Annotated in this window: 10 protein-coding genes; 4 read left to right on the forward strand and 6 right to left on the reverse strand. The window is 50.4% G+C overall.

Annotation, left to right across the window (positions count from 1 at the left end):
* Positions 1 to 20 precede the first annotated feature (20 nt).
* The 6 genes from BWI97_RS08255 to BWI97_RS08280 form a co-directional block, all read right to left on the reverse strand.
* Entirely contained in the window at positions 21 to 1,193 is a 1,173-nt protein-coding gene (locus BWI97_RS08255) for a glycosidase (RefSeq protein ID WP_102200667.1), read from the reverse strand.
* Complete coding sequence (locus tag BWI97_RS08260; protein ID WP_102200668.1) at positions 1,180 to 3,066, reverse strand: sodium:solute symporter family protein; 1,887 nt, start codon at positions 3,064 to 3,066, stop codon at positions 1,180 to 1,182. Before BWI97_RS08260 ends, BWI97_RS08255 begins: the two co-directional genes overlap by 14 nt.
* Positions 3,067 to 3,140: 74 nt before the next feature.
* Positions 3,141 to 4,247 (reverse strand): glycoside hydrolase family 26 protein, encoded by a 1,107-nt coding sequence (locus BWI97_RS08265; RefSeq protein WP_233207780.1) that lies wholly within the window; start codon positions 4,245 to 4,247, stop codon positions 3,141 to 3,143.
* Positions 4,248 to 4,448: 201 nt separating this feature from the next.
* Complete coding sequence (locus BWI97_RS08270; RefSeq protein WP_094813169.1) at positions 4,449 to 6,047, reverse strand: RagB/SusD family nutrient uptake outer membrane protein; 1,599 nt, start codon at positions 6,045 to 6,047, stop codon at positions 4,449 to 4,451.
* A gap of 170 nt (positions 6,048 to 6,217) precedes the next feature.
* Entirely contained in the window at positions 6,218 to 6,928 is a 711-nt protein-coding gene (locus BWI97_RS08275; RefSeq protein WP_094813167.1) for a hypothetical protein, read from the reverse strand.
* Entirely contained in the window at positions 6,895 to 9,291 is a 2,397-nt protein-coding gene (locus BWI97_RS08280) for a TonB-dependent receptor (RefSeq protein WP_102200670.1), read from the reverse strand. Before BWI97_RS08280 ends, BWI97_RS08275 begins: the two co-directional genes overlap by 34 nt.
* Positions 9,292 to 9,548: 257 nt before the next feature.
* On the opposite strand from BWI97_RS08280, the gene BWI97_RS08285 reads away from it, so the two are divergent.
* From BWI97_RS08285 to BWI97_RS08300, 4 genes are all read left to right on the forward strand, one after another.
* Complete coding sequence (locus tag BWI97_RS08285) at positions 9,549 to 10,421, forward strand: AraC family transcriptional regulator (RefSeq protein ID WP_102200671.1); 873 nt, start codon at positions 9,549 to 9,551, stop codon at positions 10,419 to 10,421.
* Between the two features lie 148 nt (positions 10,422 to 10,569).
* On the forward strand, positions 10,570 to 11,070 hold the full coding sequence (locus BWI97_RS08290) for a gluconate 2-dehydrogenase subunit 3 family protein (protein WP_094813161.1): 501 nt from the start codon (positions 10,570 to 10,572) through the stop codon (positions 11,068 to 11,070).
* A gap of 5 nt (positions 11,071 to 11,075) precedes the next feature.
* Entirely contained in the window at positions 11,076 to 12,782 is a 1,707-nt protein-coding gene (locus BWI97_RS08295; protein WP_094813159.1) for an FAD-dependent oxidoreductase, read from the forward strand.
* Positions 12,783 to 12,938: 156 nt separating this feature from the next.
* Complete coding sequence (locus BWI97_RS08300; protein ID WP_102200672.1) at positions 12,939 to 14,012, forward strand: AraC family transcriptional regulator; 1,074 nt, start codon at positions 12,939 to 12,941, stop codon at positions 14,010 to 14,012.
* The last annotated feature ends 51 nt before the right edge of the window (positions 14,013 to 14,063 follow it).

The following is a 14,063-nucleotide window of genomic DNA, read 5'->3' on the forward strand; positions in this document are numbered from 1 at the left end:
GACACGGACGAGCTTTTTTGTTAGTTGGTTAAGGCCTTGTTTCGATCAATTAAAGCCGTTAATCGCTGTACCGAAGCCGCCGACCGCATGCCATCCACCGGGGTATGTACCACATAGTCAAGCAATCGGTCGAGCGTGGTTGTTGCCACGTGCATACGCGTGTCGGATGAGCCGTAGTAGATGAATACCGTGCCGTCGTCGTCCAGAATCCAGCCGTTGGAAAAGACTACGTTTGATACATCGCCGATCCGTTCTTCCCCTTCGGGTGCCAGTACGTAACCCGCCGGCTTGTAAATCACTTTTGTCAGATCCTGTAAGTCCGTCATGAACATATACAGCACGTATCGCAAACCAGCCGCCGTATTTCGTACCCCATGAGCCAGATGAAGCCAGCCTAGTGACGTTTTCAGCGGAGCCGGTCCCTGCCCGTTTTTGACTTCGTATACGGTATGATAGTCTTTCGGATCGATCACCGTTTCCTGGGTAATGATGGCTTTTTCCATCGAATCCGCCAGACCCAGAGCAATCCCTCCGCCCGTACCCGCCTGAATGAATCCATCCTGCGGCCGAGTGTAAAACGCGTATTTACCTTCCACCCATTCGGGATGTACTACCACGTTGCGTTGCTGCGGCGAGGGCGTTTGCAGATCGGGTAATCGCTCCCAGGTTTTCAGGTCACGGGTCCGGGCGATGCCGCACTGGGCAATAGCCGCCGATTCATCGCCGGGTTGGGCGTTCGGGTCTTTGCGTTCGGTACAGAACAGGCCATAAATCCAGCCGTCTTCGTGCTGTACTACCCGCATGTCGTACACATTGACGTCCGGTTCATCGGTTTCGGGCATGGTAATGGGATACTCCCAGAACTGAAACTGATCGATTCCGTTGGGGCTTTCAGCTACGGCAAAAAACGATTTTCGATCCAGTCCTTCCACTCGCAGAATCAGTAGATACTTGTCTTCTATTTTGATGGCCCCGGCATTGAAGGTGGCATTGATTCCAAACCGCTCCATCAGAAACGGATTGGTTTCGGGATTCAGATCATACCGCCAGAAAAGCGGCGTATGGGCGGCCGTTACGATGGCATATTGATAGCGGTCGAACAGACCATTCCCCAGATCTGCCTGTACGTTGGGACGTCTGAGCAGTCTATCGTGGGCTTCCTGCAACTGAGCAAGCCGTTCATGAAAAGTCATTTAAGGTTTTAGTTAAACGGTGAGCGGAAGCTGGCGATGCAGGTTCTTCCGTCGGTAAGCGATCCCACCAGGTTTTCTTCAAAATCACTACACAAAGGCCCAATACACCCAGGGTTATCGTTAGCTCAACGTTCATTTTCAAAATCAGATACATGGGCACCAGCGTCAGTCCACACTGAGCGATGATCCCGATGATGACATTAAAGGCGTCTCGTCCAAACGCTTGGTTGGGCCGAAAATCGGGATCTTCGGCCTGTACCTGATCTTGAATCGGCTTCCAGAAACCCCAGGGACGTACGGTCCGGTAAAAGGTAGTCAGCGTTTGCCGATCCGTCGGCGGCGTCACCAGCGAACCAATGATACACCCCGCCAGCGAGAGCAGAAACAGCAGCGGGAAATAATACAGACTCAGCGTTTCGCGGAAGACGTAAGGGAAAATCAGGGCCGGAACGATTCCCGCCAGCATACCCCAGAAAAAGCCATTGGCATTAAATCGCCACCAGTGCCACTTTAATACATTGGCCGCGACGTAACCGCCGTACAAAGCCGAGACGATCCATTGCAGAATGCTGTTAACATCTTTAGCAAACAGTCCCATCAGAATACCGATACTGGCTACTACCAGTCCTGAGAAGTAATTCATCCGGGAAATGCGGCTATTGCTGGCTCCGGGATTGATGTATTTCAGGTAAATGTCATTCACTACGTAGGCCTGAGCGGCATTGAGCGTACCCGCAAAGGTGCCCATAAACGCCGCCAGTAAGCCAGCCAGCAGCAGGCCCATCAGCCCGGCAGGTACGAACTGCAAAATGGACGCGGGCAGGATTTTCTCGAAATCAATGCCCCGCGATGTATGCAAGCCTAGCTGATCGAAATGCAACAGAGCCAGTACCGTCAAACCCATCACCATTGCGTACCGCACGGGCAGCAGCACGATGGAGACAATCCCACTCATCTTGGCGGCTTCCTGGGGTGATTTGGTCGATAGAATTTTCTGCATGTCGTAATTCGGAGCGGGTCCGGCCAGACTTGCCAGTATTCCTTTAAAGGTCATCATCATGAAGAAGATTCCGAACAGGGAAAAACCATCCGACTTGATTTTGGTATTCACCTCATCCAGAATCCCCGACCAGTTCAGATCATCAAGTTTCCAACCGAAAAAGGGCGTATACCAGCCCTGCGGTACTTCCAGCGTTCTACTGGAAAGCTCCTGCATGGCAATGACGGCAATCACGAAAGCCGAAATCGTCATGATCCCGTACTTCAGTACGTCGCCAATCACGATGCTCGTCATACCACCCAAAATGGCGTAAAATACGGCAAAGGCAGTAAAGATGATGCCGTAGAAAGGCCCCACGTATTCCGGAGCGATGCGGAACGGCAGGTACGGAGCCATGCTTTCAAAGGGAATAAAAATTTCCATGAATTTGCCCAGACCCACGAAACCATACGCCAGAAATCCCAGGCAACTCAACAGGGCAAACACGACGACGATGGTATGCGAGGCCGTTACCCCCGGCCCCTTGCCAAACCGTGTTCCGATCCATTCGGCTCCAGTGGTCACGTTCGAACGGCGTAGCCAGACCGACAGGTACATCATCATAAATACCTGATTGAATACGGGCCAGAGCCAAGGAATCCAGAGGCTTTTCAGTCCGTACACGAAGGCCAGGGAGACCATCCACATGGTACCGGAAATGTCAAACATGTCCGAGGCGTTCGACAGCCCCAGCATATACCACGGCAGGGTTTTGCCGCCCAGCAGATACGCTTCCTTGTTGCGGGAAGCCCGTTTTTTGAGGACTAAACCCAGCACAATGACCGCCACCAGATAAATGATGATGATACAAAAGTCCAGTAGGGATAATTTCATGATTGCTCCGTTGCTAGCTAACCAACTCAGTATACGTTAGGCAAGTTCCGGAGAGTCATGCATGAGCCGAATACTTAGCGGTAGAGTTGGGCAGCCGCCGTTTTCTTTTGGAGGTAAACGTCCGATTGCTGGGAAAATTTCTTAAAATCTTCCGCAGTGGCTTGTCCGGCGTAGGGAGCGTAAAAGTGTCCCGGATTGCCATTTCGCCAAACCAGCACGTAAGATAAACCCGCGTTTTTGATAATCGGTGCCAGTACCTGCGTCCACCAGTTCGGCTGGGGCAGTTTTTCGAGGCCGGTTTCGGTGATGGCGTAGACCTTTTTCTTTTCCTGCCCCACCTCTTTCAGAATTTCCACCATTTGACGCGTATTCGCCACAAAATGGTCAGGCTGACCGGGTTGCGGACGGTGGTAAATGTCAAAACCAACGATGTCGATATACGCATCGCCGGGATAGCGTTCGAGGTATTCTTCTTTCGTTGGAAAACGGTCGGTCGAATACGCATAGAGTACGTTATGAACGTCCTTTTTATCGCGTAAATACTCGACCGTATATCGCCACAATTGCACGTATTCGGCCACCGTAGCGTGGTCTTTCCCCCACCAGAACCAGCTACCCGTATGCTCGTGGAAGGGTCGGAAGATGACCGGAATGGCTTCGCCTTTGGGGCCTTTCAGACTTTTGAAATAAGCCGCGACCCGATCCAGCCAGGCATCGTACCGTTGCCGGGCCTGCGAATCGCTGAAGAGTGTACGAATGGTGAAATCTGCTTTGTCCCAGCTGGTTTTCGTGGGGTTGGTCGGGTTGTTTAGGTGCCAGCTAAAGGTGTTGACACCGCCCTGAGCGTAGACCTGCTCCACAAATTTCCGCTGACTTTCGAAGGGAATCCCGTCGATTTCGTGGGTGCTATCGAATTCAATCCGTCCCAGATCCCAGCCGAATACGGCGGGGTACTCGCCCACGACTTCCTTTACATCCGAACGACCGGCTTCAGCCCGCCAGTTCACGCCATACCCCAAATCGTCCTGATGGCCGAACATGGTTCCTTTTTTTGCCAGCTTCTGCAAATTGGCATACAGATTCCGGGTTTCTTTCGTGGCTTTTTTATCAATGGGGGCGGTCTGAGCACCGAGGCTTCCCGCGTATAAAGTCAAACAAACCAGAGCCGTACGCAACATCATTTTTTTTGTTTAAAGATAAAACAAAGGCTTCTACCCGATTCGAATAGAAGCCTTTGTTTGGTTATTGATTGTTAGTTGCTGGACTAGTACTAGCGTTCGTTGATGGGCTATTCGGATCTGATTAGTAGTTTACAAACAATCGATCTTATGTACCTATCAGTTTAAGAACTATCAACCAACAACTAAAAACCAACAACCCAATTAATACGCCGGATTTTGTTCCAGACCCCAGGACTGTACTTCGTTCGCCGGAATGGGCAGTACAGGGATGGAATTGACCGAACCTTTAATACTATGACTCATGGCCGAAGAACGAATCGAAGCGGGTAGTGAGTTAAAGTACGTTCCCGTACGAACCTGATCCCAGAAGTGCAGGGCTTCCATACCCAGCTCCACGCGACGCTCGTGGTAAATGGCATCCAGCAGAGCCGTTCCCGTTACCGTAGCGGCGATCGGCGGCAGGGCCGAAGCGGGCGTATTGGCGGGTTCGTAGGTCATGGTATTCAGTTTCGAACCTTTGGGTAGCGTAGACTTACGAGCCCGGTCACGAATCTGATTCAGGATCGTCCGAGCTTCGCTTTCGTTGCCCAGGTGAGCAGCGGCTTCGGCTCGCATCAGCAATACATCCGCGTACCGCAACTTACGAATGTTTTGCGGCGACTGCGAAGGCTGCGTAGGCTTGATGATGGCCGCTTTCCGGTTCAGGAAACCCGTTGAGTTTTCGGAAGGGAAGTTGATCACCTGCTCGATACCCGTAACGATGTCGCCCGTTTTGTAGATCGTAGCGGCTTTACGGGGATCATTCGCTTCAAAGGCATTCACCAGACTTTGCGTCGGGTTATTGAAGCCCCAGCCCCAGGTATTCCGGTTGTTCTGAATCTGGTTGTTGTTCGTTCCGGAACGCTGGATACCCCAGGTCACGTTGGATTCGGCAAACTGAATTTCAAACAACGATTCCGCATTGTTTTCATTTTCACCTTCCTGAATCGCGGCGTAGTTGTCGGTCAACGCGTACTGACCCGATTTGGCAATTACATCGGTCAGATCGTACAACTCTTTCCAGGTATGTCCCCGGGGATTGTCGGTTCCCATCTGATACAGGATCGCACGGGCCAGGAATCCATTGGCAGCACCTTTGGTCGCACGACCCGCGTCTTCCGCCGCGTAGGCATTTTTCTCGGGTAACAGTTCAGCGGCTTTCTTGAAATCTGCCTCAATGAACGCATACGTTTCGCTGAGGGTAGACCGCTTGGTATTGCTGTAATCCGAAGGCTGTACGGGTTTCGTGAACAAAGGCAGTCCACCGTACAAACGCAGCATGTAGAAATAGCTGTAACCCCGAATGAAGTACGCCTCGCCCATCAACCGGTTTTTCAGCGTTGCATCGATGGGTGAATTTTCCAGGTTTTGCAGCAACAGGTTGGTCCGATAAATCGCCTGGAACATGTTTTGCCAAACGGCCTGAGCGATGGTGTTGGTACCCGTAGCCCGCCATTCTTTCAGCTCCTGTAAGGGAGGCATATCGCCCGGCGTACTGCCTTTTTCGGCGTCTTCCGAAAGTACATCCCCGAACATCCACTCGTAATTGTGGTTGACGTAGTTGCCCAGACCATCGTTTCCTTCGTCGTAAGCCAGTACGTCATAGGCCGCATTAACGGCCAGGATGGCATTATTGGGATCGGTATAAAAGTTCTGGTCCGTATCCTGGCCCAGCGGATTTTTATCCAGAAAATCGCTGCAGCTCTGCATGGTACCGCTGGTAGCCAGCAGCAAAGCCACGATGATATATTTGAATTTCATTTTTTTCAGTTTACTGTTATGAGTTTAGAGTTTAGGGTTTAGAGTTGATTTTGCATCCAACCCAAAACTCCGACTCTAAACCGTTTTGAAAATTGAGCGTTAGTTAGCTTGAGTTTAATGCTGATCTGTACATTTAACTCAAAACGCTAAACCCTAAACTCAAAACTCTCCTAGAAATTGAGCGTTAGCCCGGCACGCCAGGTTTGGGGTTGTGGATAGGTTCCCACGTCCACACCCACGGCCAGCGGGTTGTAGCTCCGGTTGTAACCATACTCACCGATTTCGGGATCCAGACCTTTGTAGCCCGTTACGGTCAGGAGGTTATCTACTGAAACGTAGGCCCGTACCGTTGACATTTTCCAGCGATCCGTTACCACTTTCGGAAGGGTGTATCCCAGCGTTACGTTACGCAGACGCAGGTAATCACCACTTTGTACGAACCGATCACTGAAGCGGTAGTTGGCATTGGCATCCTTCGCCGTCATGCGGGGTTCGTTGGTATTCGTGTTCTCAGGCGTCCAGCGGTTGAGGCGATCCGGAACGGAGTTCCAGGTACCCATTGAGCTACGGGTAAAGTAATCCAGTGCATTTACTACTTCTACGCCTTGTACACCCTGGAAGAATAAACGGAGATCAAAGTTTTTATAACCCAGCGTTGCGTTGAAACCGTAGCTGAATTTCGGCGTAGCACTACCTAAGTATACGCGGTCCTTGTCATTGATGATCCCATCACCGTTAGCATCTACGAAACGTACATCACCCGGTTTAGCGGTACTTTCACCCACAATGTTGTATTGCGTATTGTAAGCATTTGCTTCTTCCTGCGTTCTCAGGATGCCATCGGTTTTCAGCCCGTAGAAGTAAGCGATTTCGCGACCCACCGACGTACGGGTAATGTTACCCCAGTTACTGATGACGTTAGCCGATTCAATACCCGTACCTCCACCAAGCTGGTTACTTCATTTTTGATCTTCGTGAAGTTTACGCCTAAATCGTAACGGAACGCTCCGATTTCATTGCGATAGTTCAAGGCTAATTCGATCCCATTATTCCGCATGCTACCGGCATTGACATACGGAGGTCCTACGCCGATAAACACGGGTACAGGAACGCGTACAATCATGTCAGCCGTATTCTTGATGAAATAATCGGCCGTCAAACTCAGGCTATGATTGAAGAAATCCGCGTCGATACCAATGTTGGAGCTCGTCGTCGTTTCCCACTTCAGGTTCGGGTTGCTCGCCATCGTCGGAGCGAAACCTTCCACGATTTGGTCGCCGAACACGTAGCGGTTACCACCAGAAATCGTCGTTACGTACCCGTAGTTATTAGCCGAATTCTGGTTACCTACCTGACCCCATCCGGCCCGTACTTTCAGGTTGCTGATGGCTTTGATGTTAGCCATGAAGGGCTCATCCGTTACGTTCCAGCCGAAAGCAAAAGCCGGGAAAATACCCCAACGGTTCCCTTTCAGGAAGCGGGAAGAACCATCATACCGCAGCGTAGCCGTCAACATGTACTTCTCGTTGTAGCTATAGTTCGCCCGACCAAAGAACGACAACAGGGATTCATCCGAAGGTGGCGTAGTCGTCGGAATCACGTTCGGATTACGGCTGGAGGACAAATACCGCAGATCCGTATTGTTCGGCACATTATAGGCCGTCATACCGATGTTATCAAACGTGCTGCGTTGAGCTTCCGTACCAATCATACCCCCGACGTGGTGCTTACCAAAGTCATTATCGTAGGTCAGGTAAGTAGAAGATACCCACTGCGTCTGCTCACTCCGATACTCCGTCAACTGGCTGTTGGGACGTAATTCTTTGATGTCCAGGAAAAACTCGGGCAGGTACTGCTTGTTGTGAACGTTTTTGTAATTAACGCCGAATTGGGAACGCAGTTTGAAATGTTTCAGGAACGAAGCCTCTACGTATGCGTTGGCGTTCAGCAGACTTTCGTAGCCTTTGTTACCGGACATTTCATTCGCGGCACGAGCCGGGTTGTTTTCCTGCGAGACAATCGTACGACCCCAGTTATTCGTTTCCGGGTTCCAGGCGGGTGTAATGGGTTCCGCCCGCAGAGCCGTAGTCAGTACCCCCGAGAACAGGTCATTGTTGGTAAACGTTTTGTTCGTACGGGAAAACGCTCCGGAGATCCCACCCGTCAGCCAGTTGTTGAAGGTATAATCGTTGTTGAAACGCAGGAAATACTTGCGTAACGAAGAGTTTTTCACAATCCCGTCCTGACCGAAATACGTACCCGTCAGGCTGTAGCGTGATTTATCCGTACCACCCAGTACGTTCAGGCTGTAGTTCTGGATGGAACCCGTTTGCATTACTTCTTTCTGCCAGTCCGTACCCTGCATGTTGGTTTGAACGGCGTTGTTGAGCAGGCGATACTCGGCTCCATTCTGATCCAGCACTGTTCCGTCGTTGCGGTACGCTTCCAGACGAAGGGTTCCATATTCGGCGGCGTTCAGCATTTTCAGTTTGTTCCAGGCATTCTGTACCCCGGCGTAACCATCCAGCGTAAAGCGGGTTGGACCGGAACGACCACGTTTGGTCGTAATCAAAACCACCCCGTTGGCTCCGCGAGAACCGTAAATAGCCGTAGCCGAAGCATCTTTCAGGATTTCCATGGAAGCAATATCCGTAGGAGCCAGGAAGCTGATGTCGTTCGTCTGAAAACCGTCCACTACGTACAGGGGATCGGAGTTATTGATCGTACCAACCCCGCGAATCCGAATCCGGCTGGCCCCACCGGGTTCGCCCGAGTTAGCCGTTACGTCTACCCCGGCTACGCGGCCCTGAATGGCCTGCGTTACGTTGGGCGTGGCAATCTGCGTCAGTTGCTCCGACTTGATGGAAGCCACCGAACCCGTCAAATCACTTTTCCGGGCTGAACCGTACCCAATTACTACCACTTCATCAAGCGATTTGCTGTCGGATTGCAGTACAATCGTGTAGGTCGATTCGTTCGTAACCGGAATTTCCTGCGTCTGCATTCCCACGAAAGATACCACCAGCGTGGTAGCATTGGCGGGGATGCTCAGGGTAAAGCGTCCTTCAACATTGGTGTTGGTTCCAAGGGTGGTTCCCTTGATGGAAAGGCTTACGCCGGGGAGCAACTCCCCTTTCTCGTCAGCCACGGTACCGGAGATCGTCCGGTTTTGAGCAAATAAGGTTCCGAAGCACCCTAGAAGCATCAATCCTGAGAAGAAAAGATAAAACTTAAAACGATTCATAGAGTCAATTTTTTCGCAACAAAATTATGTTTCAATTTTATCATTGCACTAACACAATTTTATCATTTACTTGAACATATTTTCATTTTTATCAGTCATAAATTATCATTATATATCGATTAATTGCAATGATCGCCGAATAGTGCCACATTTTTCTTTGATTATTTAAACGGATTACCGAACAAAAAGTAACTTTGTACTAATACTATGTTATCAAAACTTTTGTTTATCGCTAAAACCTCTTTTACCTTTGCTTTATGAGTAATCTCTACCGCGAAATCACACCGCTTACCCAGCATGACTGCTTCACGCTGTTTGCCCGGGTTAAGTCTGATTTTGATTTCCCCCTGCACTATCACGAAGAATTTGAGCTGAATTTTATCGCCCGTGGACCCGGCATCAAGCGGATCATTGGGGATCATTCCGAAGTGATCGAAGATCTGGAGCTGGTACTAGTAGGCACTAATCTCCCCCACGGCTGGTTTCTGCACCAGTGCGAAAACAAGGAGATTCGGGAAATTACGATTCAGTTTCACCGCGATCTGTTCGACGAAAAATTCCTGCGTCGGAATCAGTTGACGTTTATCCGGATTTTGCTGGAGCGAGCGGCCAAAGGGGTACTGTTCTCGCGGGAAACGATTGAAGCGGTACGGCCCCGGCTGGAAGCCCTTACCCAGAAAAGCGGTTTTGATTCGGTACTCGACCTGATGTCGATTCTGCACGATTTGTCGATTTCCCGAAACATGCGTACCCTTTCCAATACCTCTTTCACGCACGATCCCTTTCATTATAATAGTCGGCGGATTGAAAAAGCCTTTGAGTACATGCGGGCCAACTACGATAAGAAAATCACCCTGGCCGATGTCGCTAAGGTTGCCAGTATGCCAGAAGTGTCGTTTAGTCGTTTTATCAAGAAAAGTACGGGCAAAACGTTTGTTGATAGTCTCAACGAAATTCGGCTGGGTCACGCCTCACGCATGCTCATCGATACCACACAGACCATCGCCGAAGTATCTTATAAATGCGGATTTAATAACTTATCGTACTTTAATCGGACATTCCTGAAGAAAAATGGCTGTACACCACGGGAATTTCGCAGTAACTATTCCGGTTCGCGGGTCTTTGTGTAAAATGCCACGCTTACTCTTTATTTTTACCTGAATCAATCCTCTAAACCAGGTATCATGCCAGCCTTCCTATCTATCGCTCAAAGGCTTTGGTTCTGATCGAAAACTTTTTAATTCATCATTTGTGGAACGTAGAATCGCATTAAAAAACATGGCCGCCGCGTTTGGCGGTCTGCTGAGTCTCCCCTCCTGGGCTCAGCACTGGACGCCCGAGACGGTGGCGGGTTCTCCCTTGCTTTCCGCTCTGGAAGAATCCACGCTGGCGGACCTGGCCGAAACCATTATTCCGGAAACGGATATTCCCGGAGCGAAAAGCCTGGGCGTTCCCGCTTACATTCAGAAGATCGTCAATGATTGTATGGATACGAAAGCTCAGGAAACGCTGAAAAACGGACTCTACACGGTCAGCGATCTGGCCCAGAAGAGTTCAGGTGGCAAAACGTTCTCGGGCATGGACACCAATCAGCGACTGAATTTTCTCAATCAGCTGAACGCCGGAGCCGATGAAGAAACCAAAGACTTTTTCAAACTGGTCAAAAGCCTGACCATTCGCGGCTTTACCACTTCGGAGTACTTCCAGACGAATATCAATCATTACCAACTCGTACCGGGCTTTTACCACGGTTGCGTCCCCGTTTCAACTGGCAAATAACGATCATGACTATACTGGAATCAACGGCAGCCAATCAATACGATGCAATCGTGGTTGGTTCGGGCATCAGCGGAGGCTGGGCCGCCAAAGAATTAACGAAACACGGGCTGCGAACGCTGGTACTGGAGCGGGGAAGGGACGTGAAACACGTAACCGATTACCCCACGGGCATGATGAGCCCCTGGGAGTTTGAGCACCGTACCCAGCTTCCCCTGGAAATTAAAGAAGCCAACCCGATCGTGAGCAAGTGTTACGCCTTTTACGAAGGCAGTACGCACTTTTTCGTGAAAGATGCTGAACATCCGTACGTACAGGAAAAGCCTTTCGACTGGATTCGCGGTTATCAGGTCGGTGGAAAATCCCTGTTATGGGCCCGCCAGACGCAGCGGTGGAGTGATTTCGATTTCGAAGGCCCCGCCCGCGATGGCTTCGCCGTTGACTGGCCCATCCGTTACGCGGATATTGCTCCCTGGTACAGTTACGTAGAAAAATTCGCCGGGATTTCCGGTAATAAAGACGGACTGCCCAACTTGCCCGACGGCGAGTTTCAGAAGCCCCACGAAATGAACTGCGTGGAAGATTATTTCCAAAAGCAGATTGCCAGCAAATACAAAGACCGGAACGTGATTCAGGGCCGTTGTGCTCACCTGACCGAACCGAAAGACATTCACTTCCAGCAGGGTCGGGCCCAGTGTCAGCACCGTACCATCTGCGAACGGGGTTGTCCCTTCGGTGGTTATTTCAGCAGTAACGCCTCAACGATTCCCTGGGCCGCCAAAACGGGTAAAATGACCCTACGGCCTCATTCCGTCGTCCACTCGATTATTTACGACGAGAAAAAAGGGAAAGCAACGGGCGTTCGGGTGATCGATGCGAATACCAAGAAAATGACGGAGTACTACGCCCGCATCATTTTCGTCAACGCAGCGGCTCTCAATACCAACCTCGTACTGCTGAACTCAACGTCGAACCGTTTCCCTAACGGATTGGGTAACGACAGCGGTGTGCTGGGCAAGTACGTGGCCTTCCACAACTACCGGGCTACGATTTCTGCCGAATACGATGGTTTCCTGGATATGAAAACCGAAGGTCGTCGTCCCAATAGTCCGTATATTCCGCGTTTCCGGAACGTGCATAAGCAGGAGACCAACTTCCTGCGGGGCTATGCCGCGGGCTTCAACGCCGGTCGGGGTACGTATACCAATCAGGACGGTATCGGTGCGGATCTCAAGAAAAACCTGATGAATCCCTCCTGGGGCGGCTGGCACGTAGGCTCCCACATGATGGGCGAAACCATCCCGAAAGAGAACAGTACGGTTCAGCTTGATCCGAATAAGAAAGATCCGTTTGGCATCCCGCAATTGGCCATCAACATGTTCTACGATGACAATGACGAGAAGATGATCAAGGATTTCCACGAGCAGTTCACCGAAATGTATACGGCGGCTGGTTTCAAGAACATCCGTACCCGTGATTCCAAGCAGGCTCCGGGACTGGATATTCACGAAATGGGCGGCGTTCGGATGGGTAAAGACCCTAAAACATCGATGCTCAACAAGTGGAATCAGCTACACGCCTGCAAGAACGTGTTCGTTACGGACGGGGCTTCGATGACTTCCACGTCGACGCAAAACCCTTCGCTGACGTACATGGCTCTGACAGCCCGTGCCGTCGACTACGCCGTGAAGGAAATGAAGAAGCAAAACCTGTAATTTCAGGATAGAAGTCTGATTTTGAGGTCTGGTACACATTGTATCAGACCTCTTTTGTTGGGCCCGCAGTCTACCTTTTTGGTAATAATTTCTTAATCCTTCCAGCCTCAAACCCGGTAGTAACGAATCCTATCTTTACTGGAAATATCCAGCGATATGATTTCCCTCATTACCACCTTCGCTTTCGCTCAGGCCTTGATTGGTTTGTACGTCTTACCCAAGCAGACCATCTTTAGCCGCCAGTATTTATACCTGAAAACCTTGATTGCCCTGATCAGTATTCACCTGGGCGTCAAACTGTTTCTGCTCTCGGTCCTGAACGACCCGTATCTGTTTGGCCGGCTCAACAGCTTCACGACCTTTTCCTACGGACCACTGCTGTATTTTCAGTATCTTCAGTTCAAAGGCAAAGTCCTTTCCCGAACGCATAAAGTCCTCCACCTCGTACCGTTTGTCTTCGCTTTTACGCTGTACGTTTCCTGTTTGATTGGGCAAATTCCCAGCAAAAATCCGGCTTTGTTTCAACAGATTTTCGAAGTATTTGTCTACCTGCTTATGGGCTCCGTCGCCAGCTATACGACCTGGTTGCTCTGGAAACTCGTACCGGATACGCAGCTACCCCGCCGCGAACGGAATCTGTTACTCCAGTGCAGTGCCTTTTTCATGAGTTCGGTTTTCATGGGCTACTGTACCTCTTTTTTCAATACCTGGCTGGGTACGCACTGGGACGCTCATTTTTTCCCCTACCTCGCGTTCGGGATCATTTGCTGGATTTGTCTGCGGTTTTTTCTGACGCAGAACTATACCCAGTCCAAACCAGCCGAAACCGCTCGTGAAACCTATGAGAAATCGGGCCTTTCGGACGCTCAACTACAAGCATACTTCGAAGCTCTGGAGCAGCTCATGCGACGGGAAAAACCCTTCCATAATCCCGATCTCTCGCTGGATGATTTAGCCCGATCCCTGAAAATCTCCCGGCAGCAATTGTCGCAGGTACTGAATCAAAAAGCCGAGAAGAATTTTTACGCCTATGTGAATGATTACCGCGTTCAGGAAATGATCGTTTTACTGAAAAACCATCCCGGTGAAAAAATTGCGGAGCTGGCTCATCAGGTCGGCTTCCAGTCGAAGACCACGCTGAATACCTATTTCAGGAAAGTGACCGGATATAGTCCCACGCAGTACCAGCAATTTCTGAGCAGTCCCATCTCGGAGCCGTCTAAAATTTAACAATTCGTTAAAATTCACAAACACCTAACTTCCAGTAGTTTACAAGAACGA

The organism is Siphonobacter sp. BAB-5405 (assembly GCF_002872335.1).
GTDB lineage: Bacteria > Bacteroidota > Bacteroidia > Cytophagales > Spirosomataceae > Siphonobacter.